Here is a 26,819-nt window from a genome sequence, read left to right on the forward strand (position 1 = left end):
CATTGTGGTGCCGCGCTAGGGAGCGAGCCAGGTCTGCGTGTACGTGTCGATCTCCGCGACGAGCTTCGCCTTGCCGGCCGGGTCGAGGAACGACACCTCGACGGCGTTCTTCGCCAGGGCCGCGATGCCCCGCTCGTCGAGGTCCAGGAGGCGGGCGGCGACCGCGTACTCGGTGTTGAGGTCCGTGCCGAACATGGGCGGGTCGTCGGAGTTGACGGTGACCGGGACACCGGCGGCGACGAACTGCTTGATCGGGTGCTCGTCGAGGGTGGCGACGGCGCGGGTCGCGATGTTCGACGTCGGGCAGACCTCGAGCGGGATGCGGTGCTCGGCGAGGTGGGCCAGGAGCTTCGGGTCCTGGGCGGCGCTGGTGCCGTGGCCGATGCGCTCGGCGCGCAGGTCGGTGAGGGCGTCCCAGATGGTGCCGGGCCCGGTGGTCTCGCCCGCGTGCGGGACGGAGTGCAGGCCCGCCGCGATGGCGCGGTCGAAGTACGGCTTGAACTGCGGGCGCGGTACGCCGATCTCGGGCCCGCCGAGCCCGAAGGAGACCAGGCCCTCGGGGCGCAGCTTGTCGGTGGTCGCGAGCCGCACCGTCTCCTCGGCGGACTCGATCCCCGCCTCGCCGGGGATGTCGAAGCACCAGCGCAAAACGACGCCGAGCTCGTCCTCGGCCGCCTTGCGGGCGTCCTCGATGGCGTCCATGAAGGCGCGGTCGTCGATGCCGCGGCGCACGGAGCTGTAGGGGGTGACGGTCAGCTCGGCGTAGCGGATGTTCTGCCGGGCCATGTCGCGGGCGACTTCGTACGTGAGCAGGCGTACGTCGTCCGCGGTGCGGACCAGGTCCACGACCGAGAGGTACACCTGGACGAAGTGGGCGAAGTCCGTGAACGTGAAGAAGTCGGCGAGGGCCTCGACGTCCGTGGGCACCTTGGAGTCGGGGTGGCGGGCCGAGAGGGCCGAGACGATGCGGGGGGAAGCCGAGCCGACGTGGTGCACGTGCAGTTCTGCCTTGGGCAGTCCGGCGATGAAGGCGTGCGGGTCGCGTGGCTCACGGGTGCGGTGCGGATCGGTCACGGTTTCCTCCCCAGGAACGGAATTGATCGGCTGATCGATGGGTCGGGATCATCGTAAGTGGCGTGCCGTCGGCCGGGGGCTGTGGCCGTAGCATGACGGAACGTACGAAAGAGGTGGCGCGGCATGTCCGAGGGTTCGAGGGGGCCGGATGCGTCCGAGGGTCGGGACCCTTGGGCTCCGCCGGAGGACGACGGGGCACCGCGGCAGGGGGCTGCGGGGCCGGCTTCCGGGGCGGCCCCCGGGATGGCGTCCGGGCCGGTGCCGCTGGAGAAGCGCGATCCGTGGGCGGCACCGTCCGTGCACGAGCGGTCGACGCTCGGCTCGGGGCAAATGGGGCCTCTGGGGCAGCCGGGGCCTCCTGGCCGGCCTGGGCCGCCGGGCGCCGGTGAGCCGGTGCCGCCGCCTCCGGTCGGGCCCGAGGGGCCGGGGCAGGTGCCCTACGGGTACCCCGGGGCGCATCCCGGCTATCCGGGCTACCCGGGTTACCCCGGCTACCAGGGGCAGGGCCCGCCCGGGTACGGGTGGCCCGCGATGCCGATGGCGCCCTCCAACGGGATGGGCGTGGCCGCCCTCGTCCTCGGGATCATCGCGGCCGCCGGCTTCTGCCTGTGGCCCCTGGCGATCGTGCTGGGCGTCCTCGCGATCATCTTCGGGGCGATCGGCCGCGGCAAGGCGCGGCGCGGGGAGGCGACGAACCCCGGGCAGGCGCTGGCCGGGATCATCTGCGGCGTCGCGGGCGTCGTCCTGGGCGTGGCTCTGCTGGTGGTCCTGATCGTGGTCCCGGACGATTTCTTCGAGGAGGACGGAGCCTCGGGCGGCCGGTCGACCAGCGTGACGGTCAGTACCTGAGCCGCTCTTGCCGGGGGGGGGCAGGGCCTAAGCCGAGCGCAAGCGGTCCCGTGCCTCCATCAGCGCGAAGCCCAGCAGGTTCAAGCCCCGCCACCGCTCCGGGTCCTGGGCGGCCTCGTCGTCGGCCGCCAGGCCTATGCCCCAGATGCGGTCCACCGGGCTCGCCTCGACCAGCACCCGCTCGCCCGTGCCGACCAGGAACGAGCGCAGGGCGTCGGTCGAGGCGAACTTGTGGACGCTGCCCTCGACCACGATCCCGAAGCGCTCCCGCTCCCACACCGCCCCGTCGAAGCCCCGCACCAGGCGTCCCGCCTTCTTCGCCTCGGCGGGCGTACGCGCGGTGAGGACCGCGGTCTCGGCCTCCGGGTCGGAGAAGAGCCTGGCCTTGGCGGCCATCATCCAGTGCTCCGCCGTCCCGTACTCCACCCCGTCGACCGTGAACGGCGACTGCCACCACTGGCTGAAGCAGCTCGCGCCGAGCGTCCCGTCCCGGCGCGGGGTGTGCCCCCAGAAGTGCAGAAACCTGACCCGTTCCCCCGCGCGCACCGCCCGGACCAGCGTGTCCACCGAGTCGATCTTCGTCATGCACGCGAGTCTGGCACGCACCACTGACATTCCGTCCTGGGTTTTCCAGGACGACTCGACACCTGGTCGACAGATTCCGTCGCGTAACCAAAAGGCAACAACGGAATCACTTGTTGGAGTACCACTGCTCTGTCAGGATCGGCACTCAAATCGATCTGGAGCTACGCCGACCCCCAGGGACGGGGACGACGGCGGAGGAGAGCGTCATGCACAACTTCCAGGCGCGGGACCACTTCGCGGACGGCGCGCAGTACATCGCCGGACGGCTGACCGAGGGCACATCCGGGCGCTCCCACGCCGTGGTCGATCCGGCCACCGGCGACGAGGTCCACCGTTACGAACTCGCGGGCGAGAAGGACGTGGACGCCGCCGTCGCCGCCGCCGCGCACGCCTTCCCCGCGTGGGCGGGCGCCACCCCCGGCGAGCGCTCCGACGCCATGCACCGCTTCGCGGGCGTACTGGCCGAGCGCGCGGAGGAGTTCGCGCAGGCCGAGTCGCTCCAGTGCGGCAAGCCCATCAAGCTCAGCCGGGAGTTCGACGTACCGGGCACCGTCGACAACGCCGCCTTCTTCGCGGGGGCGGCCCGGCACCTGCAGGGCCAGTCGGCCGGCGAGTACTCCGGCGACCACACCTCGTACGTACGGCGTGAGCCCATCGGGGTCGTCGGCTCCATCGCGCCCTGGAACTACCCCCTCCAGATGGCCGCCTGGAAGGTGCTTCCCGCCATCGCCGCGGGCAACACGATCGTCCTCAAGCCGGCCGAGCTGACCCCCTTCACCTCGCTGCTCTTCGCGCAAGCGGCCACCGAGGCGGGCATCCCGGACGGCGTCGTCAACATCATCAGCGGCGCCGGGCGCGACGCGGGCGAGCGGCTCGTGGGCCACCCCGACGTCGCCATGACCTCCTTCACCGGCTCCACCGGCGTCGGCAAGCGCGTCGCCGAGATCGCCACCTCGACCGTGAAGCGGCTGCACCTGGAGCTCGGCGGCAAGGCGCCGTTCGTCGTCTTCGACGACGCCGACCTGGAGGCCGCCGTGCACGGCGCGGTCGCCGGAGCGCTCATCAACACCGGCCAGGACTGCACGGCCGCCACGCGCGCGTACGTCCAACGGCCGCTGTACGACGCCTTCGTGGACGGCGTCGCGGCGCTCATGGAGACCGTGCGGCTCGGCGACCCCTTCGCCGAGGACACCGACCTCGGGCCGCTCATCTCGCACGTCCACCGCGACCGCGTCGCCGGTTTCGTCGACCGGGCCCGCTCCTACGCGCGCGTGGTCACCGGCGGAGAGGCGCTCGACCACCCCGGCGCGTTCTACAAGCCCACCCTCATCGCGGACGCCGCGCAGGACAGCGAGATCGTGCAGTCCGAGATCTTCGGCCCGGTCCTGGTCGTGCTGCCCTTCGACTCCGACGAGGAAGGCATCAGGCTCGCCAACGACACCCCGTACGGCCTGGCCGCCTCCGCCTGGAGCCGCGACGTGTTCCGCGCCAACCGCGCCACCCGCGAGATCAAGGCGGGCTGCGTGTGGGTCAACGACCACATCCCCATCCTCAGCGAGATGCCGCACGGCGGATACAAGGCATCCGGCTACGGAAAGGACATGTCCGCCTACTCCTTCGAGGAGTACACGCAGATCAAGCACGTCATGTTCGACAACACCGCGGTGGTTCGCAAGGACTGGCACCGCACCGTCTTCGGGGACCGATAGCCGATTGCTGGAAGGCCGCCCGACCAGCGGCCGCCCATCCTCCCGAAAGGGCAACCAAGCGCATGGAGCAGTACGAGCCCGACCCCCTCTCCCCGGCCCAACTGGCCGCCATGCACCGCAGCCTCAGGAACGGCAGGGCCGCCCTCACCCGCCGCTCCCTGCTGCGCGCCTCCGCGAGCGGCGCGTTCGCCGTCGGCGGTCTGGGGGCGCTCAGCGCCTGCGGCATCCCGGCGGCGAGCAAGAGCCAGGGCGAGGTCTCGTCCGACGACCACTCGGCCAAGGAGAAGCAGATCAACTTCTCCAACTGGACCGAGTACATGGACGTCGACGACGACGAACGCCGCCCCACCCTGGACGCGTTCACCAAGCGCACCGGGATCAAGGTCAAGTACACCGAGGACATCAACGACAACGTCGAGTTCTTCGGGAAGATCAAACCGCAGCTCGCGGCGGGCCAGGAGACCGGACGCGACCTCATCTGCGTCACGGACTGGCTGGCGGCCCGGCTCATCCGCTTCGGCTGGGTCCAGAAACTGGACCCGGCCAACCTGCCGCACGCGTACGCCAATCTGGCCTCCCAGTTCCGCAACCCGGACTGGGACCCCGGGCGGGCCTACTCGTATCCCTGGACCGGCATCTCCACCGTCATCGCGTACAACAAGAAGGCGACCGACGGCGAAGAGATCACCTCGGTGTCGCAGCTCCTGGACAACCCCAAGCTCAAGGGGCGCGTCGGTTTCCTCTCCGAGATGCGCGACAGCGTCGGCATGACGCTCATCGACATGGGCAAGGACCCCTCGAAGTTCACCGACGACGACTTCGACGCGGCCATCGCCCGCCTCCAGAAGGCCGTCGACAAGAAGCAGATCCGCCGCTTCACGGGCAACGACTACACGTCGGACCTCGACAAGGGCGACCTCGCCGCGTGCCTCGGCTGGGCGGGCGACATCGTGCAGCTCCAGGCCGACAACCCCGACATCGCCTTCCACATCCCCGACCAGGGGTACATCACGTCCACGGACAACCTGCTCGTCCCCAACAAGGCGCGCCACAAGCGCAACGCCGAACGGCTCATCGACTACTACTACGAGCCCGAGCCGGCCGCGCGCCTCGCCGCGTACATCAACTACGTCTGTCCCGTGGACGGTGTGCGCCCCGAGCTCGCCAAGCTCGACAAGGACGCGGCGGCCAACCCGCTGATCCTGCCGGACAAGGAGATGGCCGCGAAGTCCCACGGGTTCCGCTCGCTGACGCCGAAGGAAGAGACGGCGTACGAGGAGAAGTTCGCCAAGCTGACCGGTGCCTGACCCGATTTCCCTCGTCCCGACCCGACTCCCTCGACCCCCTGGACGCACCATGACGACTGCTACAGAACACGGCGGCGACGTCCGCCTCACCGGGATCAGCAAGACGTACGGCTCCTTCACGGCCGTCCGCCCCCTCGACCTCACCGTGCCGCAGGGCTCCTTCTTCGCGCTGCTCGGCGCGTCCGGCTGTGGCAAGACCACCACGCTCCGCATGATCGCGGGCCTTGAGGAGCCCAGCTCGGGCACCGTGTACCTGGGCGAGCAGGACGTCACGGCGCTGCCGCCGTACAAGCGGCCCGTCAACACGGTCTTCCAGTCCTACGCGCTCTTCCCGCACCTGGACATCTTCGAGAACGTCGCCTTCGGCCTGCGCCGCCGCGGCATCAAGTCCGTGAAGGGCAAGGTCGGCGAGATGCTCGACCTCGTCCAGCTCGGCGAGCAGGCCCGCAAGAAGCCGCACCAGCTCTCCGGCGGCCAGCAGCAGCGCGTCGCCGTGGCCCGCGCCCTGATCAATCACCCCAAGGTGCTGCTCCTGGACGAGCCGCTCGGCGCGCTCGACCTCAAGCTGCGCCGCCAGATGCAGCTCGAACTCAAGCGCATCCAGACCGAGGTGGGCATCACCTTCATCCACGTCACGCACGACCAGGAGGAGGCCATGACGATGGCCGACCAGGTCGCGGTGATGAACGCGGGCCAGGTCGAACAGCTCGGCGCCCCCGCCGACCTCTACGAGAACCCCCGCACCACCTTCGTCGCCAACTTCCTCGGCACCTCGAACTTCATAGAGGCCGAGATCGCAGGACGCAGCGGCGACGACCTCACCCTCAAGGCGGGCGACGGCAAGCTCCTCCTGCCCGCCGCGCGATGTACGGCGCCCACCGCCACGGGCGGCAAGGTCATCCTCGGCGTACGCCCCGAGAAGATCTCCCTCACGCACGCCGACGACGCGGGGCAGATCCCCGAGGGGCGCAACCGCATCACGGGCCGCATCGCCGACAGCAGCTTCATCGGCGTCTCGACGCAGTACGTCATCAAGAGCCCGATCTGCGACGAGTTCGAGGTCTACGCCCAGAACATCGAGCGCGACACCCGTCTGGTCCCCGGCGTCGAGGTTGTCCTGCACTGGAACCCCGCGCACACCTTCGGCCTGGACGCCGCCCAGGACATCGAGGCGGGCGTCGAGAAGGTCGAGGAGGACGCCTCCGCATGACGACCACCCTCACCAAGGCGCCCCCGGCGCAGGAGCCGGACGAGGCGCCCCGCAAGGTCCGCAGGCGCGGCCGCCTCGTCCCCTACTGGCTGCTGCTCCCCGGCATTCTCTGGCTCGTCGTCTTCTTCGCGCTGCCGCTGGTCTACCAGGCATCCACGTCCGTCCAGACCGGCTCCCTCGAAGACGGCTTCAAGGTCACCTGGCACTTCGCCACCTACTGGGACGCGCTGAGCGACTACTGGCCGCAGTTCCTGCGCTCGGTCCTGTACGCCGGGGCCGCCACGATCCTGTGTCTGCTGCTCGGCTACCCGCTCGCGTATCTGATCGCGTTCCGCGCGGGCCGCTGGCGCAATCTCATCCTCGTCCTGGTCATCGCGCCGTTCTTCACCAGCTTTCTCATCCGTACGCTGGCGTGGAAGACGATCCTCGCGGACGGCGGCCCCCTCGTGGGCGCCCTGAACTCGCTGCACGTCCTGGACGTGACCAGCTGGCTCGGCGTGACGGAGGGCGACCGGGTCCTCGCCACACCGCTCGCGGTGATCTGCGGACTCACGTACAACTTCCTGCCGTTCATGATCCTGCCGCTCTACACCTCACTGGAGCGCATCGACGGCCGGCTGCACGAGGCGGCGGGCGACCTCTACGCCAAGCCGTCCACGACCTTCCGCAAGGTGACCTTCCCGCTCTCCATGCCGGGCGTCGTCTCCGGGACGCTGCTCACCTTCATCCCGGCGGCGGGCGACTACGTGAACGCGGATCTGCTCGGCTCCACCGACACCCGCATGGTCGGCAACGTCATCCAGACGCAGTTCCTGCGCATTCTGGATTACCCGACGGCAGCGGCTCTCTCCTTCATCCTCATGGCGGCGATCCTCGTGATGGTCACGTTCTACATCCGCAAGTCCGGGACGGAGGATCTCGTCTGATGGCTGCCTTCTTCCGCTGGCTCCGCGGCAAATTCGTCGTCATCGCGGGTCTGCTCACGCTCGCGTATCTGCTGCTCCCGAACGTCGTCGTGACGGTGTTCTCCTTCAACAAGCCGAAGGGGCGGTTCAATTACGCCTGGCAGGACTTCTCGCTCGACGCCTGGAAGGACCCCTGCGGCGTCGCCGACATGTGCGGTTCGCTCAGCCTGAGCCTGCAGATCGCGGCCTGGGCGACGATCGGTGCGACCGTGCTCGGCACGATGATCGCCTTCGCGCTCGTGCGCTACCGCTTCCGGGCGCGCGGCGCGGTCAGCTCGCTGATCTTCCTGCCGATGGCGATGCCCGAGGTCGTCATGGCCGCGTCGCTGCTCACGCTCTTCCTCAACATGGGTGCGCAGCTCGGCTTCTGGACGATCCTCATCGCCCACATCATGTTCTGCCTCAGCTTCGTGGTGACCGCCGTCAAGGCGCGCGTGATGTCCATGGACCCGCGCCTGGAACAGGCCGCGCAGGACCTCTACGCGGGCCCCGTGCAGACCTTCCTCCGGGTCACGCTGCCGATCGCCGCACCGGGGATCGCGGCGGGCGCACTGCTCGCCTTCGCGCTCTCCTTCGACGACTTCATCATCACGAATTTCAACGCGGGCTCGACCGTCACGTTCCCCATGTTCGTCTGGGGATCGGCACAGCGCGGCACGCCCGTTCAGATCAATGTGATCGGTACGGCGATGTTCCTCGTCGCCGTTCTCCTGGTGCTCGGCGGGATGATCGTCGGAAAACGCCGCAACAAGCAAGCGCGTTGAGAACATCGCGTCAAGAACATCGCGTCAAGAACTCTGAAGGAGTGGAAATCATGGCCCCTAGCGCCATGACCCGTTGGACCAAGTCCCTCTCCGACGCCCAGCCGGTGTCGTACTGGCTGGACGACCCCGGCAAGCCCCGCGCCGAGCCGGCCCTCACCGGTGACGAGCAGGGCGACCTGCTCGTCGTCGGCGGCGGCTACAGCGGGCTGTGGACCGCGCTCATCGCCAAGGAGCGCGACCCGGACCGCGACGTGGTCCTGGTCGAGGGCCGCGAGGTGGGCTGGGCCGCCTCCGGCCGCAACGGCGGCTTCTGCGCCGCGTCCCTCACGCACGGCATCGCGAACGGCCTGTCCCGCTGGCCCGGCGAGATCGCGAAGCTGGAGGAGCTCGGCGCCCGCAACCTCGACGAGATCGAGGCGGCCGTCAAGCGCTACTCCATCGACTGCGACTTCGAGCGCACCGGCGAGATCGACGTGGCGACCCAGCCGCACCAGCTGGCCGAACTGCGTGAGATGTACGAGGAGATGGCGGAGCACGGCCTCGCGGGCGGCTCCGAGCTGCTCGACGCGGACGCCCTGCGCGAGCACGTCGACTCGCCGACCTTCCTCGGCGGCCTCTGGGACCGCGAGGGCGTCGCCATGCTCCACCCGGCGAAGCTGGCCTGGGGTCTCAAGCGCGCCTGCCTGGAGAAGGGCGTACGCGTCTACGAGCACACGCCCGCGCTCGAACTCGTCTCGTCCGGCGCCGGGATGGCCGTGCGCACCCCGTACGGGCGCATCCGTGCCCGGCAGGTCGCGCTCGCCACGAACATCTTCCCGTCGCTGGTCAAGCGCGTGCGCGCCTACACGGTCCCGGTCTACGACTACGCGCTGATGACGGAGCCGCTGAGCGAGGAGCAGCTGGCGGCCATCGGCTGGAAGAACCGCCAGGGTCTGGGCGACAGCGCCAACCAGTTCCACTACTTCCGGCTCTCGGCCGACAACCGCATCCTGTGGGGCGGTTACGACGCGATCTATCCCTTCGGCGGCAAGCTGCGCGCCGAGCACGACAACCGCCCCGAGACGTACGCGAAGCTCGCGGGCCACTTCTTCACCTGCTTCCCGCAGCTGGAGGGGGTCCGGTTCACGCACGCGTGGGGCGGCGCGATCGACACATGCTCGCGCTTCTCGGCGTTCTTCGGCACGGCCCACGCGGGGCGCGTCGCGTACGCGGCGGGCTACACCGGGCTCGGTGTCGGGGCCACCCGCTTCGGTGCCGACGTCATGCTGGACCTGCTCTCCGGCGAGCGCACGGAGCGTACGTCCCTGGAGATGGTGCGCACGAAGCCGCTGCCGTTCCCGCCCGAGCCGTTCGCGTGGACGGGCGTGGCGCTGACCAAGTGGTCGCTGGCCCGTGCGGACGAGAACGGCGGGCGGCGCAATCTCTGGCTGAAGACGATGGACAAGCTGGGCCTGGGCTTCGACAGCTGACCGGCTCCGGGGCGCGGACGGCCGCCTGTCGACGGTTCGTCAATAAGTTTCCCGAACCCGCGTAACGCTGCCGCCCCGGCCCCCTCTCTCCTGTGACATGCACAGCTGTCGCACGGAGAGAAGGAGGTCCCGCCATGACGGACATGACTGGTCCGGGGGCGAAGTCGGGGGTCGAATGGCTGGTGTCGGTGGCGCCGGATCCGGACGCCTGCCGCTGGGAGTGGGAGCGCAACCCCCTCGGGGTCGCGCTGCTCCCGGCGGGCAGGCTCTGGGACGTACTCATCCTTCCCGGTGAACTCGGCTATCCCACGCTCGACGTACTGACCTGCTGCATCGACCGTCCGGGCCCGGTGCTCGCCGACTTCGGGGACTCCCGCATGGGGTTCTTCGTGCCGGCGGGCACGGTCTCCCGCTGGATCGGCACGGGCGTGCGCGGCGCGGGCCGCGGCACCTGGATCGTGGTCCCTTACCCGGGGCGCTCCACGGGTGGCGTCCGCTGGCTGGTCCCGCCCGACGGATCGGGCACGCTGACCGATCCGGCGCTCCTCGAACTGGCCATGCACGAGGCGGCGGCGCAGCTGGTGCCGCGGGACGGGGAGCAGGCGGGGGAGCAGACGGGGGAGCAGGCTGAGGAGTGACGGGGGAGCAGGCTGAGGAGTGACGGGGGAGCGGCGGGGGCGCCCCTGACACGGACCGGCCGCCGAAAGCTCGTCGTCGCAGGGCTGTCGCCCAAAGTTTGACGAGGCCTTGACAACCGCATTGGTCTGGACCAAATTGAGCGGCCCACCCTCCATTCCCCCCATGCCCGGAGGCAGTTGTGGACCGTTCATCGCCGCGTCCCCTCACGCGTCCCCTCGCCCGCCGCATCAGACGTCTCACCGTGGCAGCGGCCACGGCCTGCGCGCTCGCCGCGTCCGGCCTCCTCGCCACAGAAGCGGCAGCGGGCCCCGAACCGGCGCCGCACGCCCCGCGAGAGGCTGCCGCCGTCGACCACGCCCTGGTCGGCTATCTGCACACGAGCTTCGCCAACGGGTCCGGCTACACGCGGCTCGCGGACGTCCCCGACAGCTGGGACATCATCGACCTCGCCTTCGGCGAGCCGACCTCCGCCACGTCCGGCGACATCCGCTTCGGCCTGTGTCCGAAGACCGAGTGCCCGAACGTGGAGTCCAAGGAGGAGTTCAAGGCCGCGGTCAAGGCCAAGCAGGCGGCGGGCAAGAAGGTCCTGATCTCCATCGGCGGCCAGAACGGCCAGGTCCAGCTCACCACCGCCCAGGCCCGCGACACGTTCGTCTCCTCGGTCTCCGCGATCATCGACGAGTACGGACTCGACGGCCTGGACATCGACTTCGAGGGCCACTCCCTGTCGCTGAACGCCGACGACACGGACTTCAAGAACCCGAAGACCCCCTCGATCGTGAACCTCATCGCGGCCGTCAAGACCCTCAAGGCCAAGTACGGCAGCGGTTTCACGCTCACGATGGCCCCCGAGACCTTCTTCGTGCAGCTCGGCCACCAGTTCTACGGAACCGGCAAATGGGGCGGCCAGGACCCCCGCGCGGGCGCGTACCTGCCGGTCATCCACGCCCTGCGCGACGACCTCACCCTGCTGCACGTCCAGGACTACAACTCGGGCCCGATCATGGGCCTGGACAACCAGTACCACTCCATGGGCGGCGCGGACTTCCACATCGCGATGACCGACATGCTGCTCACCGGCTTCCCGGTCGCGGGGAACGCGGACAACGTCTTCCCCGCGCTGCCTCCCGAGAAGGTGGCCATCGGCATGCCCGCCTCGACGAACGCGGGCAACGGCCACGTCCCCACGACGGAGGTCGACAAGTCCCTGGACTGCCTGACGAAGGGCACGAACTGCGGCTCGTACACCCCGCACGGCACCTGGCCGACCCTGCGCGGCCTGATGACCTGGTCGATCAACTGGGACCGCTTCAACAACTGGGAGTTCTCGAAGAACTTCGACGGCTACTTCGGCTGAGGCGTGTTCCCGGACCGGCGGGACGGAGGTGGGGTCAGGCCAGGGCTTGGCCCCACACACGTGTGAGGGCTTCCTGCTTCGTGGCCCCTCCCACCGTCAACGCGTCGAGCAGGGACGGCAGATTCAGCGGCAGTGACCGGACGCGCGCCGACGTCCCGCCGCCCCAGTGCCGCACGGCGACGCTCTGGCGCGGTGCCCCCGGGCCGCCGGGGTGCAGCAGCACGCAGGTCGGCGGCTCGGCGTCCGGCTCCTCGGCCAGCGAGTGGGCGTACAGGAAGGCCTGATAAAGATCGGCGGTGCTGATCTTCTTCCCGCTGCCGTACAGCTTGTACTTCACGTCGACGGGCCGGCGGAAAGCGGCCCCGCCCCGTCGGCCGGACATCATGAGGTCCGGCCTGACCTCGCTGTACGGCAGGCCGGTCAGTTCGTTCCGGAGCACGCCACGCTCCCGCGACTGGTCCCGGACCGTGCAGCCGGTGTCCGTCGAGGCCTCGATGAGCAGCCGGGTCGCGAACGACTCGAAGAGCCTGTTCATGTCGACCAGAAACGCCCGCGAGGTGAGCGGCCCGCGCGCGAAGAGGTCTTTGACGCCGCCGCCTGTCAGGAGCAGCGCCGCCCAGCGGTGGGCTGAGCGGTAGTGCTCGTTGTGCCGGTGGTAGTCGAGCTGGGCGAGCGCGGTACGGGGGTCGCCCAGCGGTGTCGGGGCGAACTGCGCGAACTGCGATGCCACGCGTCGTGCCCTGGCGCGCACGGTGGGGGAGCGGGTGGTGCGGGCCGCGAGGTCGGCGGCCGCCGCACACAGCCGGTTGTCCGGCACATCGGATTCGTGCTCGTCGAAGCGGCACGCGAGGCGATCAAGCCTGCCCGGGTGCCGCAGAAGCTGACGGTCGGCCAGAAGTCGGCCCCGCACTGCTGGGAGGTCCTCCTCGAAGGTCACGTAGTCGCGGCGCACACCATGGGAGAGCAGCCGTTCGCAGTGCTCGGTGACGATGAGGGCCACCAGATCCCGCAGATTCGGAGAACCGTGGGCGACCGTGCGCGGGGCGTCCAGCGACGGGCAATCGCCCGCGGTCGCGTAGGCCGCCATGCGCAGGACGTCGAGCTCCTCGCCCAGGTATTTGGGCCGGACGCGGATCTCGCAGGCGTCGAGTTCGACGACGCCGACGTACTCCCGGGCGTTCAACTCCAGCCGGTCCCGAGCGAGTTCGCGGATATCGATGCGCTCGGTGAGCTGCCCGGCGGCACACAGACGGCGGTCGGCGTCGCTGAGCCGGATGCCGTCGACGATGGTGCTGCCGTACTCCCGCAGGGCCACCATCGGCTTCGGTGGCACGCTACTCGCCCCCGCCCTTGACCTGGAGCTCGGTGTACAGCGCTGTCACCAGACCCTCGTCCGTGAGGTCCTTCAGGGTGTGCGTGTCGGCGTCCACCAGGTCATCGCCGAGGAAGGCCGCGAGGAGGGTGTAGTCGTCGTACGCGTACTCCTGCAGCAGCGGCAGGATCTCGCCGCGGACGATGCCCGCGAGTTCGGCGGCCGAGTCCACGGGAGCGCCACCCGGCAGGAAGAACGCGTGCCCGATCTGCTTCTCGCGGTCGAGCAGGGTGCGGATGCGCTGGTTGAGCACGTCAAGGAGGTCGGCGAGGTGCAGTTCCCCGACGTGGCACCCCTGCAACGGACCCGAGTCGGGCAGCAGCTCCAGGAACGCGAAGCGGCGGCGGATCGCCGCGTCGAGGGTGCGGATGGAGCGGTCCGCGGTGTTCATCGTGCCGATCAGATACACGTTCGCAGGGATACGGAATGACTCCTGGCTGAGCGGCAGTGTGACGGAGCGTCCGCGCTTGTCCTTCTCGATCAGGGTCACCAACTCCCCGAAGATCTTGGGCAGGTGGCCGCGGTTCAGTTCGTCCACGACGACGAGATAGGGGCGCGCGGGATCGGCGGCCGCGGTCTCGCAGACACGCTTGAAGACGCCGGGGGTCAGATCGAGGCTGAGTCCGCCGCCTGGCGCCTCGTTCTTCACCGGCCGGAAACCCTCGACGAAGTCCTCGTAGCCGTAGCTCGGATGGAAGGTCACCATCGTCAGGCGCCCCGCAAGGGAAAGTGCGTCCAGCGTCGCGCCGAACGCCTCCGTGCCCGGCTCCGCGTACGCGTCCGAGCCCGGCAGGTCACCGGACAACTCGCCCAGCCAGCGCACCGCGAAGCGCAGGGCCAGGTAGGTCTTTCCGGTGCCCGGCGGGCCGAACAGGACGGCTTGGCCGCGGCGTTCGAGGGCGTCGGCGAGGGGACGCAGGTCGGCGTCGAGCGGCTGCGCGGCCACCGCTGCCGCCTCTGACACGACGGAGCCGGTGGCGGCCTCGGCGTCGGCGGAGGCCGGGTCGAGCCGGGCGGATTTCGCACGCCGGATCTTGTTCCACAGGGCGGCCGGGACATCCTTGACGGTGACGGTCGCCCAGGACCGTTCGGGCTCATCGAGCCGGGTGGCGTAGCTCTCGTCCCAGTCGACGCCGACGGTGTGACGGTAGGCGGGGCGCTCTGCCCGCCACTGGTAGCCCTCGCCCGTCACCCGCCCCACACCGAGGATCTGACTCGCCCCCGTGTTGGCGACCACGAGGTCGCCGGGCCGCAGGCCCTGCAGCTTCCAGACCTCGTTCGCCTTGGCGGAGATCTTCGACTTGAAGCCGTTGTACTCGTCGTTGTACGCCGCTGTGAACGCGGCGAGGAATTCGTCCTTGTCGGCAAAGGAGCGCAGGTCCGGCACGTCGTCCCAGCCGACGGCGATGTAACCGCCCGCCCGGCAGTCGTCCCAGAGGGTCCCGTCGTGCCCGGCGGCGATCTTCACGATCTGCTGGACCCGCCGCGGGTTGGCCCACCATTCAAGGAACAGCACCACCAGGTCGTACGACCATCCGGCGAAGCGCTCGTCGGCGTCGATGATGTCCTTGAGCCTGGCCCGTAGCGCGAACCCCTCCAGCTTGGGGACGGGTTCCCCGGTCAGCCGCTCGATGAAGTGCTGGATCCAACCCGTCCCGTAGATCGGGAGGTTGCAATCGGGAGCGTAGACGCGCAGTGTCTTGCCGATCAGGGCGGGGCCCGAGCGCACCGCGTCGATGGTGTCGATGTCCGAGAGGCGTCCCTCGCGGGCGGCGGTCACGGCTGTGACGATGCCGGCACGCACGTTCTCCCAGGCCTCCTCGGCACTGGCGTAGCGGGAGTCGTGCCACCAGTCGCCGTCCTGGCCCTTGCGGTAGATGAGGTGCTTGCGGGCCGAGCCGCCGGCGATGCTGCCGAGGGCGTCGCTGCCGAACTCGAGCAGGTAGCAGTAGGGCTTGGTCTTGCTGCTGTCGCCCTGGCCGAGCGCGAAGCGTTCGAGGGGCAGAGCGGGCCACTCCTCCCAGGGAAAGGCCTCGCGGATCTGTCGCGCCGCGTCGTCCCGCGCGCGCAGGGTCTCCTCGCGGCCGACGCGGTCGAAGGCGGCCATCGCCTCGTCGAGGGGCCAGGGGCGCATCGTCTCGGCCTGAGTGGGCGAGATGGACTTCAGGACGCAGCCGCACAGGCCGATGATCGTCTGCCCGGAGCCGCCGAGCAGCCCGATGCTCCGGGCGTACGCGGTGCGGCCCTCGGTGTCACCGGACGGCGCCGAGTCGAGGATCCGGCGCCACAGGAGCTTGTCCCGGTCGGGGAAGCGGGGCAGGTCCTCGGAGTCCGTCAGATGCGAGCACCGCGGATCGTGATGGATCTTGCGGCCGTTGAGCGGCAGGATCACTTCACCCGGCGACGGCGTGAGAGCGAAGTCGTGGCCTTCATAAGTGACGGCAACCTGCTCCTGCTCGTCGGTCATGACGCTCCCTCAGCACTGCTGGATCACTCCTCGGCCGGCACCCGACCGTATCGTGTGATCGCTAGCGCCATGGCCTGGAGCACCATCCCGAACAGACACCAGCTGGCCACCACGTCCAGGGGCCAGTGGTACCCGCGGCGGACGAGGCCGAGGCCGACCCCGAAGTTCAGCAGGGCGCAGGCGATGACCAGTTCGCGGCGTGCGTAGCTGCCGCGCAGGTAGGGGAGCAGGAGCAGGGTCGCGCCGCCGTAGGCGACCATGGCGGTGGCCGTGTGGCCCGACGGGTAGTAGCCGGTGCCGTCCATGCCGGGTGGGCCGGTGCGGCCGATGAGTTCCTTCAGGGGGATCACGAGCACCGGGACCACGGCCATGGCCACGGCGGCGGTGACCGGGGCGAGCCACCAGCGGTACGTACCGGCTCGGTGGCCGCGCCAGGCCGCGTAGGCGATGGCCGCGGCGAGGAGCGGGGCCGCGACGGCGACCGAACCCAGGTCGGCGAGGAGTTCCGCGGCGCCGTCCGGGAGGCGGCTGCCGGTGATCCAGGGGCCGAGCCGCTCGTCCGCGTCGCGGAGGGGGCCGTCGGCGATCACTTGCCAGGTGATGAGCGCGAAGAACAGCGCACAGAGGCAGAAGAGGAAAGTGGTCGGCCGCCCCGGAACAGGGGGGGTGGTTCCGGGGCGGCCGTCCTGACCGGTGTTCCGCGCGCCCCGGGGGGTTTGGGGCGGGCGGCCATCCGATCGGTGAGGAGTTCCGGAGCCAGAAGCTCCGGGTGTGTGCGCGAGGGCACGACCAAGACGGGGCTGGGGAGGCTCCGTCCCGGTGTCGCCCACAGTCCCCTGTGGGCGGGGTGTTTCTCTCATCTGCAGAAACCGTACGTCAGGTGGTGACAGGCCGACAGGCGGAACGGCAAGCCGTCATGGGGCCCGCACACGTTCTTCACACGCCCTGACGGTCACCCCAGGTCATGGGTCTGGCACCGCGCGAGGCAGGCACACGTCAGGGGCATGTGCGGACACATGCGGAGCCGGGATCTTCCCCCTTTGGGGTGATCCCGGCTCCGTCGGGTGCCAACCCTCGTACACGATTCAGACGCGCGCGAACGCCGCCTCGATGATGTCCAGGCCCTCGTTCAGGAGGTCGTCGCCGATGACCAGCGGCGGCAGGAAGCGCAGGACGTTGCCGTACGTGCCGCAGGTGAGGACCAGCAGGCCCTCGGTGTGGCAGGCCTTGGCCAGCGCGGCCGTCGCCTCGGGGTTCGGCTCCTTGGTGGCGCGGTCCTTGACCAGCTCGATGGCGATCATCGCGCCACGCCCGCGGACGTCGCCGACGATGTCGTACTTCTCCGCGATGGCGTTCAGGCGGGCCTTCATCGTGGCCTCGATGGCCTTCGCCTTGCCGTTGAGGTCGAGCTCCTTCATCGTCTCGATGGCGCCGAGCGCACCGGCGCAGGCCACCGGGTTGCCGCCGTAGGTGCCGCCGAGGCCGCCGGAGTGCGGGGCGTCCATGATCTCGGCGCGGCCCGTGACGGCGGCGAGCGGCAGACCGCCCGCGATGCCCTTGGCGGTCGTGATCAGGTCGGGGACGATGCCCTCGTCCTCGCAGGCGAACCACTGGCCGGTGCGGCAGAAGCCGGACTGGATCTCGTCGGCGACGAAGACGATGCCGTTGTCGTTGGCGAACTTCACGATCGCGGGCAGGAAGCCCTTGGCGGGCTCGATGAAGCCGCCCTCGCCGAGCACCGGCTCGATGATGATCGCGGCGACGTTCTCCGCGCCGACCTGCTTGCTGATCTGGTCGATGGCCTGCTTGGCGGCCTCGGGACCGGCGTTCTCCTCGCCCGTCGGCCAGCGGTAGCCGTAGGCCACCGGCACGCGGTAGACCTCGGGCGCGAACGGCCCGAAGCCGTCCTTGTACGGCATGTTCTTCGCGGTCAGCGCCATCGTGAGGTTCGTACGGCCGTGGTAGCCGTGGTCGAAGACGACGACGGCCTGGCGCTTGGTGTGCGCACGGGCGATCTTGACGGCGTTCTCGACGGCCTCGGCGCCGGAGTTGAAGAGCGCGGACTTCTTCTCGTGGTCACCGGGCGTCAGCTCCGCGAGCTGCTCCGCGACGGCGACGTACCCCTCGTACGGCGTGACCATGAAACAGGTGTGGGTGAAGTCGGCGAGCTGCGCGGTCGCACGGCGTACGACGGCCTCGGCGCTGGCACCGACCGACGTCACGGCGATGCCGGAGCCGAAGTCGATGAAGCGGTTGCCGTCGACGTCCTCGATGATGCCGCCCCCCGCGCGCGCCGCGAAGACGGGCAGCACGGAACCCACGCCGCCGGCGACCGTGGCGGTGCGGCGGGCCTGAAGCTCCTGGGACTTCGGCCCGGGGATGGCGGTGACGACGCGGCGCTCCTGCGGAAGTGCGGTCATGGGGTGCTCCTGGGGGTGGGGCGAGGCGGACGCTCGAATGCTTGCTTTCTTCGCAGGTTAGGGGCGGAGGGAGGGGGCGGGCATGCTCCACGGGGGAGTTGTTCGGCGTGGCGGTTGTCCGCGGTGGACATAGCGGCCCGGACGGCGGCGTCGGCGGCTGAGCGCCGGGCTCAGGCGTCGGGCGCGAAGCTCAGGGGGCGGGCGCCGCCGGGTACGGAGACCATGCGGCGGGCGCCGGGCTCGCCCGCGATCCACGGGCGCGTGGCGTGTGCGGGCTCGTGCACCGCCAGCACCGCCAGCACCGCCAGCACCGCCAGCGGCTTGGTGAAGGGATCACGTTCCCCCGGGCCGCCGACGGCGGTGCCCGGTGCCGGTGCGGGTGCCGGTGCCGGTGTGGGTGTCTTCGGGATCGGGCATCGGACGACCGTAGTCGTCTCGATGTGTGCCGCACAGGCCGCCGAGGCCCTCGCGCCCGCCCCATTCCCGCAGGTCCGGGCGCGTATTCGGTGAACTACCCATGCGGGGGCACTAGATTGACGGCTGAACCGACAGACCGGCAGGTCAGGGGGCAAGGGCCATGGACTCCGAAGGCACGCACGACGCTCGCGGCACACACGCCACACCGGTGCCGCGCCCGGCGGGGCCCCCGAGCCCCGCGGCGCCGCCGATGCCTCGACAGCCGCCCGGCGCCGACAACGCGTCGTCCGTCGCCGACTGGCTCGCCGCGCCGCGCCCCGAGGCGGCACCGGGCATCTGGCGCTACGCCTACCGGCCCCCCGCGCCCGAGGCCGATACCGAGGGCGCCGACCGGCGGCTGATCGTGGGCATGGTGATCTCCACCGTGCTCGGCGTGCTGTTCTGGTCGCTGTGGCGGCAGGGCAGCATCCCCTACCAGTGGGCCCCGCTGAAGCTGTTCACGCCGGGTGAATGGTGGTGGGCCGGCAGCATCCAGCCCAAGATGAGGCAGGCCGAGGACGCCCGCATCGTCTACGACGGTCTCGTCTTCGGCGCGGTGGTGTACACCGTCGGGCGGCTCGGTGCCTGGCCCGACGCGATCCGGCACTTCGTGACGCGGCGTCCGCAACCGGCCCGTGCCGTGATCGCCTCGGTCGGGGCGGTCGGCGTCCTGGTCTTCGTCTGGCCGAGCGCCCTCGGGCTCGACGCGCGGCCGCTGCCCGTGGCCGACCCGGTCTTCTCGCTGGTCGCGCTCCTCGCGGGTGGCTACGAAGTCTTCGAGTCGCGCGTGCTCACCGACACGCTGTACGTCGTGATCACCCTCGCCGTGCTGTGGCCCTTCGCCCGCATCGGCGGATGGTGGGAGGCGGTCCGCGACCGCAGGGCCGTGGCGGCACGGCCGCGCGTGACCCCGCCGCGCCCCGCCGCCGCGCCGCCGCGCGCGCACTGGCCCGAACTGCGCGCGGCAGGACAGCACAAGGCCGCCGACCTGCTCTCCGCCGAGCTGGTCAGCGGACGCATGAACGACGTCGACTGCACCCGCGTGACGCACGCCTGGCGCACGGCCGCCCCCGACCCGGGCGCCCCTGACCCGGCCGCCCTCGCCACCTTCGTGGACACCGTCGCGCGGCACGGCTGTGCCGCCTGGGCCCACCCCTCGGGCCAGCGCGACCTGCCCGCTCGCAGCGCCGTCCACGACCTGCTCGTCGGACAGGTCAAGATCGGCCGCTACGCGAAGGACGAGCGCAACCCCTACGCCGTGCGCGACGCCGGAGCCGCGCTCGACCCCGCCGTGCTCGGCACCTCGCTGCTCGCGGTGGGTCCCTCCGGCGCGGGCAAGACCGGACGGCTCATGCGCCCGGTCGCCGAATCGCTCTCCCTGGGCGCCCTCACCGGACAGTGCGCGGTCGTCGTCGTGTGCGCGGCGGGCACGGCGCTCGGTCCCGACCAGGCGTACGACGTCGTGGTCAAGCCGGGCGACCCGGCGTCCGTACACGACATCGACCTGTACGCGGACTGCGCCGACGCGGACGAGGCCGCCGCCTTCCTCGCCGAAGGCCTGGTCGGCGATCTCGAGGCCGTCGACACCCGGCGCGCCGCCACCACCCTCGCCCAACTCCTGGGCCCCTACCGCCACCTGCACGGACGCTTCCCCTCGGTCCCCGTGCTGCGCGAACTCCTGGAAGGCGACCCCGCCGGGCTCGACGACCTCCGGACGGGCCTCGCCGCGGGCGGGCACACCGCCATGCGCCGCGAACTCGACGCCCGCGTCCGCCAGTCCGACTCTCCCAACGACCCGGGCCCCGCCCTGGCCGACCGGCTCGCCCTGCTCGACCGGCCCGCCTTCGCCGACTTCTTCAACCCCGGCGGCGATGGGCGCCCCTTCTCGATGCGCGCCGCCGTCCACCACCCGCTGCGGGTCAGAGTGGATCTGCCCGAGCACGGCCACGAGGAGGCGTCCAGGCTCCTCGCCCGGCTGCTGCTCGCCCAGTTCGCGTACGTCGTGCGCGGCCGTGCCCGGCGGCCGCACTTCGTCTGCCTGGTCCTCGACGACGCCGCGCGCACCGTCACCACCGAGAGCGTGCGCGCCATCCAGCGGCTGCGGTCGCTGAACGCGGGCGTCGTGCTCGGTCTGCGCACCATCGGCGAGGTGCCGGAGCCGCTCCAGGGGCCGCTCTACGCCGCGGTCGGCTGCCGGATGGCCTTCTCCGGAGTGACGACCTGGGACGGACGCCGGTTCACCGAGGCCTGGGGCACCGAGTGGATCGAGACCAAGGAAGTCGCGCAGCACACCGTCTTCGCCGACCAGCCGATGACGCGGGCGCTGCACTCGCTGCGCAAGCTCGTCACCGGCAAGGCGGTCACGACGGACGCCGTCACCGTGCGCAAGGTCGAGCGCGAACGCTGGTCCGCGTCCGACCTCGCCCACTCGCTGCCCCCGGGCCACGCCGTGCTCTCGCTGACGGACGTACGAGGAGAGCACGCGCCGCCGCTGCTGGTGGATCTTCGGGGGTAGCCGCCGGGGCGTAGTTCAGGGATGTACGTACAGCCGCCGGGGCGTAGGTAGGGATGTACGTACGGGGTATTCGGTCCCGTACGTACCGTACGGTGAGGCAGAATCGACACAGGTCGTTCATACGTACCGGCCAAAAGATCCACATCTGGTCCGGGATTCCATGGCCGACCGGGACGCGTGCCTCATCAGCCGCTGCCAGACGCCCGCCCTGACATGCCCTGACCTGCTGACAGACCTGAAGGTCCCATGCCGCCCACGCTCGCCTCCCTCGTCCACCACTCCGCACTGAAGCTCACCGTGCGCGCGGGTGAGGATCATCTGGACGCGCCCGTGCGCTGGGCGCACGCCAGTGAGCTCACCGACCCCGTGCCCTACATGGAGGGCGGCGAGCTCCTCATGATCACCGCGCTCAAGCTGGACGCGGAGGATCCGGAGGCGATGCGCCGCTATGTGAAGCGGCTCGCGGCGGCGGGCGTCGTCGGGCTCGGGTTCGCGGTCGGGGTGCATTACAAGGACATCCCGGACGCGCTGGTCGCCGCGGCGGCGGACGAGGGGCTCCCGCTCCTCGAAGTCCCGCGTCGTACCCCCTTCCTCGCCATCAGCAAGGCCGTCTCCGCGGCCATCGCCGCCGACCAGTACCGCGCGGTGACGGCGGGCTTCGCCGCCCAGCGCGAGCTGACCAAGCAGGCCCTGAGCGACGGCCCCGAGGGGCTGCTCGGCGCGCTGGCCGGCCAGGTGGACGGCTGGGCCGCGCTGTACGACGCGTCCGGCGCCGTCGTCGCCACCGCCCCCGAGTGGGCCTCCCGCAGGGCCGCCCGGCTCACCTCCGACGTCGAGCGGCTGCGGGACCGGGCGGCGCCCGCGAGCGCGGTCGTCGCGGGCGCCGAGGACCGGGTGGAGCTGCACTCGATCGGCACCGGACGGCGGCCCCGCGCCGCGCTCGCCGTCGGCACGGCCTCCACCCTCGGCACCGCCGAGCGGTACGCACTGCACTCGGCCATAGCGCTGCTCACCCTCACCACCGAGCGCAACCGCTCGCTCCAGGCCGCCGAGGCCCGGGTCGGTTCCGCCGTGCTCCGGATGCTGCTCGCCGGGGAGCCGGAGCACGCCCGCACGGTGGCGGGGGAGTTGTACGGAAGCCTGCTGGACGCGCCGTTCCGCCTGGTGGTGGCGGAGGTACCGGCCGCATCGGCCTCCGCCCCGGAGGACGGCGACCCGTTCGCCGCCCTCACGGACGCCGTCGAGTCGGCCGCCGCCCGCGCGGGCGAGGCACTCCTGGTCGTTCCCTACGGCGAGCGGCTCGTGCTGCTCGTCGTGGACGGCGGCGCGGGCGCCGCGGCCTGCGTCGCGTACGCGGAGGCGCTGGAGGCCGCGCGCCCCGAGGCGCCGGAACAGGGCGCGGTCGACGGGGCGGCCCTCCTGCTCGGCCTCTCCGCACCCGCGGGACCCATCGCCGCGGCCACCGCGTACAAACAGGCCGACCAGGCCCTTTCCATCGCCCGGCGCCGGGGCCGCGCGATGGTCGAACACGAGGACCTCGCGGCGGGCTCGGTCCTGCCCCTGCTCGCCGACGACGCGGTGCGGGCGTTCGCCGACGGTCTGCTGCGCGCCCTGTACGAGCACGACGCCAAGGGCCGCGGCGACCTGATCGCCTCGCTGCGCGCCTGGCTCTCGCGGCACGGCCAGTGGGACGCGGCAGCGGCCGACCTGGGCGTCCACCGCCACACGCTGCGCTATCGCATGCGCAGGGTCGAGGAGATCCTGGGCCGCTCCCTGGACGACCCGGACGTCCGCATGGAGCTGTGGCTGTCACTGAAGGCGACATCGAGCGGTACGGACTGATCGAGCGGTACGGAGCAATCGAGCGGTGCGGAGCAAATGCGGGGGAATCGCTCACCTGCCAAAGAGGCGCGGCCCCGGAGGGCAGTACTCCGAGTCGGACAAACGTCCCGCACCCCTGCCGCCCCTACGGTGGGGAACGTACCCCCCAAGACACACCTTCGCGGAAGGGCCGGGAATCGACATGACTTCCATCCACGCCTTCTGGCTCGCCGGTCGCCAGACCACCGGTGAGACCACTCTCGACGTCACATCGCCCTGGGACGGGCGGGTCGTCGGCAAGGCTGCCGTCCCGACCGACGCCCAGGTCGAGGAGGCCGTCGCCGCCGCGTACGCGGTGCGCGACGAGTTCGCCGCGACCCCGGCGCACGTGCGGGCCGCCGCCCTCGACCACGTGAGCCGCAGGCTCGTCGAGCGCACGGAAGAGATCGCCCAGCTCATCTCCGCCGAGAACGGCAAGCCGATCAAGTGGGCCCGCGGCGAGGTCGGCCGTGCCGTCTCCGTCTTCCGGTTCGCCTCGGAGGAAGCCCGCCGGTTCAACGGCGGCGAGGCCCAGCGCCTGGACACCGACGCCGGTGGCCAGGGGCGTCTCGCCTTCACCCGCCGCTTCTCCAAGGGCGTCGTCCTGGGCATCGCGCCGTTCAACTTCCCGCTGAACCTCTGCGCCCACAAGATCGCCCCGGCCATCGCGTCCGGCACGCCGATCATCCTCAAGCCGGCGCCCGCGACCCCGCTCTCCGGCCTCCTCATCGGCGAGCTGCTCGCCGAGACCGAGCTGCCCGCGGGGTCCTGGTCGGTCCTCCCGGTCGCGAACGAGAAGATGCCCGCCCTCGTGCAGGACGAGCGCCTTCCCGTCATCTCCTTCACGGGCTCCGAGAAGGTCGGGTACGCGATCCTGGACTCGGTGCCGCGCAAGCACTGCACCCTGGAGCTCGGCGGGAACGGCGCTGCCGTGGTCCTCTCCGACTTCTCCTCCGACGAGGACCTGGACTGGGCGGCCTCGCGCATCGCGACGTTCTCCAACTACCAGGGCGGCCAGTCCTGCATCTCGGTGCAGCGCGTCATCGCCGACGCCTCCGTGTACGACCGGCTCGTGCCGCGCGTCCTCAAGGCGATCGAGGGCCAGGTCACCGGTGACCCGTCCGACCCGAAGACCGACGTCGGTCCGCTCGTCAACGAGGACGCCGCCAAGCGCGTGGAGTCCTGGGTCGACGAGGCCGTCCAGGCGGGCGCGCAGCTCCTGGCCGGCGGCAAGCGGGACGGTGCCTCGTACGCGCCGACCGTGCTCGCCGACGTACCGGCCGACGCGACCATCGCCGTCGAGGAGGTCTTCGGACCGGTCCTCACGATCAAGAAGGTGGACGGCGAGGCGGAGGCCTTCGCCGCCGTCAACGACTCCAAGTACGGCCTCCAGGCGGGCGTCTTCACGCACGACCTGCAGACCGCCTTCCGCGCCCACCGCGCCCTCGAGGTCGGCGGCGTGGTCATCGGCGACGCCCCCTCCTACCGCGCCGACCAGATGCCGTACGGCGGCGTCAAGCAGTCCGGCGTGGGCCGCGAGGGCGTCCGCTTCGCGATGGACGACTACACCTACGAGCGGGTCATGGTCATGACGGGCCTCGCCCTGTAACCCGTTCACGGACCGAACGGCCGGAGCCCACTGTGCGGGGGCTCCGGCCGTTCTCGTGCGCGAGGACACCGCGTGGGACGCGATGCGCCGAACGCTGCGCGAGGACTGGTGGGCTCCGGGCGAATCGGGTACATACGATCCATACGATCGAGTAGCACCAGTCAGTAACCGACCGGGTCGAGATCGGGTCAACCGGAGCCGATCGGCCCCCTCCGCGGCGAGGTGAGCTCCTCAATGTCCGCACCAACCACACCCCCTTCCGGGCCGTCCGTCACCGAACGCGAGGCCAGGCAGGTCGCCGAGGCCGCCCGCGAACAGGACTGGCGCAAGCCGAGCTTCGCCAAGGAACTCTTCCTCGGCCGCTTCCGGCTCGACCTGATCCACCCGCATCCCCTGCCCGCCGACGAGGACGCCCGGCGCGGCGAGGAGTTCCTCGCCAAGCTCCGCGACTTCTGCGAGACGAAGATCGACTCGGCCCGCATCGAGCGCGACGCGCAGATCCCCGACGAGGTGATGAACGGCCTCAAGGAGCTCGGCGCGCTCGGCATGAAGATCGACACGAAGTACGGCGGGCTCGGCCTCACGCAGGTCTACTACAACAAGGCGCTCGCCCTCGTCGGCTCCGCGAGCCCGGCAATCGGCGCGCTGCTCTCCGCCCACCAGTCGATCGGCGTACCGCAGCCGCTCAAGCAGTTCGGCACCCAGGAGCAGAAGGACGAGTTCCTGCCGCGCTGCGCCCGCACGGACATCAGCGCGTTCCTGCTGACCGAGCCGGACGTCGGCTCCGACCCGGCGCGCCTTGCGACCATGGCGGTGCCGGACGGCGACTCGTACGTCCTGGACGGCGTGAAGCTGTGGACCACGAACGGCGTCGTCGCGGACCTCCTGGTCGTCATGGCGCGCGTGCCGAAGTCCGAAGGACACAAGGGCGGCATCACGGCCTTCGTGGTGGAGGCGGCGGCGGAGGGCATCACCGTCGAGAACCGCAACGCCTTCATGGGCCTGCGCGGCCTGGAGAACGGCGTGACCCGCTTCCACCAGGTCCGGGTTCCCGCCGCGCACCGCATCGGCCCGGAGGGCGCGGGCCTGAAGATCGCCCTGACGACCCTCAACACCGGGCGCCTGTCGCTGCCCGCGATGTGCGTCGGCGCGGGCAAGTGGTGCCTGAAGATCGCCCGTGAGTGGTCGGGCGCGCGGGAGCAGTGGGGCAAGCCGGTCGCGCTGCACGAGGCGGTCGGCGCGAAGATCTCCTTCATCGCGGCGACGACCTTCGCCCTGGAGGCCGTCCTGGACCTCTCGTCCCAGATGGCCGACGAGGACCGCAACGACATCCGCATCGAGGCCGCGCTCGCCAAGCTGTACGGCTCCGAGATGGGCTGTCTGATGGCCGACGAACTGGTGCAGATCCGCGGCGGCCGCGGCTTCGAGACGGCCGAGTCCCTCGCGGCCCGCGGCGAACGCGCGGTCCCGGCGGAGCAGGTCCTGCGCGACCTGCGCATCAACCGCATCTTCGAGGGCTCGACGGAGATCATGCACCTGCTGATCGCCCGCGAGGCGGTGGACGCGCACCTGAAGGTGGCGGGCGACCTGATCGACCCGGACAAGTCGCTGACCGACAAGGCGAAGGCGGGCGCGAAGGCGGGCGGCTTCTACGCCCGCTGGCTGCCGAAGCTGGTCACGGGCCCGGGCCAGCTCCCGCGCTCGTACGCCGAGTTCCACCCCAGCGGCCACGCCGACCTCTCCCCGCACCTGCGCTACGTGGAGCGCAACGCCCGCAAGCTGGCCCGCTCGACGTTCTACGCGATGTCGCGCTGGCAGGGAAAGATGGAGACCAAGCAGGGCTTTTTGGGCCGCGTGGTCGACATCGGCGCCGAACTCTTCGCGATGAGCGCGGCGTGCGTGCGCGCCGAGCTCCTGCGGACGACGGAGGACCACGGCCGCGAGGCCTACCAGCTGGCCGACACGTTCTGCCGCCAGTCCCGCATCCGCGTCGACGAGCTGTTCGACCGTCTGTGGACGAACACGGACGACATCGACCGCAAGGTGGTCAAGGGCGTCCTGAACGGCATGTACACCTGGCTGGAGTCGGGCATCGTCGACCCCAGCGGCGAGGGCCCGTGGATCGCGGACGCGACACCGGGCGCGAGCACCCGGGAGAACGTCCACCGGCCGATCCGCTGACGCGCTTTCCG

At 70.8% G+C, this 26,819-nt stretch carries 20 protein-coding genes; 13 read left to right on the forward strand and 7 right to left on the reverse strand.

Translation table 11 applies throughout. The annotated features are described in order from the left end of the window. Window positions 1-15 precede the first annotated feature (15 nt). A complete protein-coding gene (locus tag ACIGXX_RS28540) occupies window positions 16-1,074 on the reverse strand; it encodes an adenosine deaminase (protein ID WP_351165551.1) in 1,059 nt (352 codons plus the stop codon). A gap of 432 nt (window positions 1,075-1,506) precedes the next feature. Here ACIGXX_RS28540 and ACIGXX_RS28545 point away from each other — a divergent pair, with 432 nt between their 5' ends. Next, window positions 1,507-1,923 (forward strand): DUF4190 domain-containing protein, encoded by a 417-nt coding sequence (locus tag ACIGXX_RS28545; RefSeq protein ID WP_361470218.1) that lies wholly within the window; start codon window positions 1,507-1,509, stop codon window positions 1,921-1,923. Between the two features lie 27 nt (window positions 1,924-1,950). Here the strand turns inward: ACIGXX_RS28545 and ACIGXX_RS28550 are convergent, their stop codons facing one another. Continuing rightward, on the reverse strand, window positions 1,951-2,538 hold the full coding sequence (locus ACIGXX_RS28550) for an NADAR family protein (protein WP_351165555.1): 588 nt from the start codon (window positions 2,536-2,538) through the stop codon (window positions 1,951-1,953). 176 nt (window positions 2,539-2,714) lie between these two features. Between ACIGXX_RS28550 and ACIGXX_RS28555 the strand changes: the two genes are divergently transcribed. The 8 genes from ACIGXX_RS28555 to ACIGXX_RS28590 all read left to right on the forward strand — a co-directional run bounded on the left by ACIGXX_RS28555 (window position 2,715) and on the right by ACIGXX_RS28590 (window position 11,928). Next, the gene (locus ACIGXX_RS28555) at window positions 2,715-4,217 is read left to right on the forward strand and encodes a gamma-aminobutyraldehyde dehydrogenase (protein ID WP_351165558.1); all 1,503 of its coding nucleotides are present in this window, start codon (window positions 2,715-2,717) and stop codon (window positions 4,215-4,217) included. A 62-nt stretch (window positions 4,218-4,279) separates the two neighbouring features. Continuing rightward, window positions 4,280-5,524 carry an extracellular solute-binding protein gene (locus tag ACIGXX_RS28560; protein WP_351165560.1) on the forward strand — a complete coding sequence of 415 codons (1,245 nt, stop codon included), beginning with the start codon at window positions 4,280-4,282 and terminating at the stop codon, window positions 5,522-5,524. Window positions 5,525-5,573: 49 nt separating this feature from the next. Beyond that, window positions 5,574-6,734, forward strand: a complete 1,161-nt coding sequence (locus ACIGXX_RS28565) for an ABC transporter ATP-binding protein (protein ID WP_399979844.1) — start codon at window positions 5,574-5,576, stop codon at window positions 6,732-6,734. Beyond that, the gene (locus tag ACIGXX_RS28570) at window positions 6,731-7,660 is read left to right on the forward strand and encodes an ABC transporter permease (protein ID WP_351165564.1); all 930 of its coding nucleotides are present in this window, start codon (window positions 6,731-6,733) and stop codon (window positions 7,658-7,660) included. The genes ACIGXX_RS28565 and ACIGXX_RS28570 overlap by 4 nt, the downstream gene beginning before the upstream one ends. Beyond that, entirely contained in the window at window positions 7,660-8,463 is an 804-nt protein-coding gene (locus ACIGXX_RS28575; protein WP_351165566.1) for an ABC transporter permease, read from the forward strand. Before ACIGXX_RS28570 ends, ACIGXX_RS28575 begins: the two co-directional genes overlap by 1 nt. 50 nt (window positions 8,464-8,513) lie before the next feature. After that, a complete protein-coding gene (locus tag ACIGXX_RS28580) occupies window positions 8,514-9,932 on the forward strand; it encodes an NAD(P)/FAD-dependent oxidoreductase (RefSeq protein WP_399979849.1) in 1,419 nt (472 codons plus the stop codon). Window positions 9,933-10,075: 143 nt separating this feature from the next. After that, window positions 10,076-10,570: a hypothetical protein gene (locus ACIGXX_RS28585; RefSeq protein WP_351165720.1), complete on the forward strand. Its 495-nt coding sequence runs from the start codon at window positions 10,076-10,078 to the stop codon at window positions 10,568-10,570. A 242-nt stretch (window positions 10,571-10,812) separates the two neighbouring features. Further along, window positions 10,813-11,928 carry a chitinase gene (locus ACIGXX_RS28590; protein WP_399979852.1) on the forward strand — a complete coding sequence of 372 codons (1,116 nt, stop codon included), beginning with the start codon at window positions 10,813-10,815 and terminating at the stop codon, window positions 11,926-11,928. Between the two features lie 34 nt (window positions 11,929-11,962). Here ACIGXX_RS28590 and ACIGXX_RS28595 read toward each other — a convergent pair whose 3' ends face one another. The 5 genes from ACIGXX_RS28595 to ACIGXX_RS28615 form a co-directional block, all read right to left on the reverse strand. Next, window positions 11,963-13,261 carry an McrC family protein gene (locus ACIGXX_RS28595; protein WP_383823029.1) on the reverse strand — a complete coding sequence of 433 codons (1,299 nt, stop codon included), beginning with the start codon at window positions 13,259-13,261 and terminating at the stop codon, window positions 11,963-11,965. Between the two features lies 1 nt (window position 13,262). Then, window positions 13,263-15,767 (reverse strand): McrB family protein, encoded by a 2,505-nt coding sequence (locus tag ACIGXX_RS28600; RefSeq protein WP_383823032.1) that lies wholly within the window; start codon window positions 15,765-15,767, stop codon window positions 13,263-13,265. A gap of 23 nt (window positions 15,768-15,790) precedes the next feature. Next, window positions 15,791-16,357: a phosphatase PAP2 family protein gene (locus tag ACIGXX_RS28605; RefSeq protein ID WP_351165579.1), complete on the reverse strand. Its 567-nt coding sequence runs from the start codon at window positions 16,355-16,357 to the stop codon at window positions 15,791-15,793. A 495-nt stretch (window positions 16,358-16,852) separates the two neighbouring features. Further along, the gene (gabT, locus tag ACIGXX_RS28610; protein WP_399979857.1) at window positions 16,853-18,187 is read right to left on the reverse strand and encodes a 4-aminobutyrate--2-oxoglutarate transaminase; all 1,335 of its coding nucleotides are present in this window, start codon (window positions 18,185-18,187) and stop codon (window positions 16,853-16,855) included. A 170-nt stretch (window positions 18,188-18,357) separates the two neighbouring features. Continuing rightward, window positions 18,358-18,498, reverse strand: a complete 141-nt coding sequence (locus ACIGXX_RS28615; protein WP_399979860.1) for a hypothetical protein — start codon at window positions 18,496-18,498, stop codon at window positions 18,358-18,360. 266 nt (window positions 18,499-18,764) lie between these two features. Between ACIGXX_RS28615 and ACIGXX_RS28620 the strand changes: the two genes are divergently transcribed. The 4 genes from ACIGXX_RS28620 to ACIGXX_RS28635 all read left to right on the forward strand — a co-directional run bounded on the left by ACIGXX_RS28620 (window position 18,765) and on the right by ACIGXX_RS28635 (window position 26,808). Next, window positions 18,765-21,158 (forward strand): ATP/GTP-binding protein, encoded by a 2,394-nt coding sequence (locus ACIGXX_RS28620; RefSeq protein ID WP_399979863.1) that lies wholly within the window; start codon window positions 18,765-18,767, stop codon window positions 21,156-21,158. Between the two features lie 246 nt (window positions 21,159-21,404). Continuing rightward, complete coding sequence (locus ACIGXX_RS28625) at window positions 21,405-23,000, forward strand: PucR family transcriptional regulator (protein ID WP_351165587.1); 1,596 nt, start codon at window positions 21,405-21,407, stop codon at window positions 22,998-23,000. 181 nt (window positions 23,001-23,181) lie between these two features. Continuing rightward, the gene (locus ACIGXX_RS28630; protein WP_361470230.1) at window positions 23,182-24,627 is read left to right on the forward strand and encodes an aldehyde dehydrogenase family protein; all 1,446 of its coding nucleotides are present in this window, start codon (window positions 23,182-23,184) and stop codon (window positions 24,625-24,627) included. Window positions 24,628-24,861: 234 nt separating this feature from the next. Beyond that, the gene (locus ACIGXX_RS28635; protein WP_351165590.1) at window positions 24,862-26,808 is read left to right on the forward strand and encodes an acyl-CoA dehydrogenase family protein; all 1,947 of its coding nucleotides are present in this window, start codon (window positions 24,862-24,864) and stop codon (window positions 26,806-26,808) included. Window positions 26,809-26,819: the final 11 nt, after the last annotated feature.

Source organism: Streptomyces sp. NPDC055243, from assembly GCF_044544025.1.
In the GTDB taxonomy this organism is placed as follows: Bacteria; Actinomycetota; Actinomycetes; order Streptomycetales; family Streptomycetaceae; genus Streptomyces.

Bases quoted from the DNA above. Each gene is read 5' to 3' on its own strand.
- ACIGXX_RS28550 (WP_351165555.1), bottom strand. From the start codon at position 2,538: ATGTCAGTGGTGCGTGCCAGACTCGCGTGCATGACGAAGATCGACTCG.
- ACIGXX_RS28555 (WP_351165558.1), top strand. From the start codon at position 2,715: ATGCACAACTTCCAGGCGCGGGACCACTTCGCGGACGGCGCGCAGTAC.
- ACIGXX_RS28560 (WP_351165560.1), top strand. From the start codon at position 4,280: ATGGAGCAGTACGAGCCCGACCCCCTCTCCCCGGCCCAACTGGCCGCC.
- ACIGXX_RS28565 (WP_399979844.1), top strand. From the start codon at position 5,574: ATGACGACTGCTACAGAACACGGCGGCGACGTCCGCCTCACCGGGATC.
- ACIGXX_RS28570 (WP_351165564.1), top strand. From the start codon at position 6,731: ATGACGACCACCCTCACCAAGGCGCCCCCGGCGCAGGAGCCGGACGAG.
- ACIGXX_RS28575 (WP_351165566.1), top strand. From the start codon at position 7,660: ATGGCTGCCTTCTTCCGCTGGCTCCGCGGCAAATTCGTCGTCATCGCG.
- ACIGXX_RS28580 (WP_399979849.1), top strand. From the start codon at position 8,514: ATGGCCCCTAGCGCCATGACCCGTTGGACCAAGTCCCTCTCCGACGCC.
- ACIGXX_RS28585 (WP_351165720.1), top strand. From the start codon at position 10,076: ATGACTGGTCCGGGGGCGAAGTCGGGGGTCGAATGGCTGGTGTCGGTG.
- ACIGXX_RS28600 (WP_383823032.1), bottom strand. From the start codon at position 15,767: ATGACCGACGAGCAGGAGCAGGTTGCCGTCACTTATGAAGGCCACGAC.
- gabT (WP_399979857.1), bottom strand. From the start codon at position 18,187: ATGACCGCACTTCCGCAGGAGCGCCGCGTCGTCACCGCCATCCCCGGG.
- ACIGXX_RS28620 (WP_399979863.1), top strand. From the start codon at position 18,765: ATGGACTCCGAAGGCACGCACGACGCTCGCGGCACACACGCCACACCG.
- ACIGXX_RS28625 (WP_351165587.1), top strand. From the start codon at position 21,405: ATGCCGCCCACGCTCGCCTCCCTCGTCCACCACTCCGCACTGAAGCTC.
- ACIGXX_RS28630 (WP_361470230.1), top strand. From the start codon at position 23,182: ATGACTTCCATCCACGCCTTCTGGCTCGCCGGTCGCCAGACCACCGGT.
- ACIGXX_RS28635 (WP_351165590.1), top strand. From the start codon at position 24,862: ATGTCCGCACCAACCACACCCCCTTCCGGGCCGTCCGTCACCGAACGC.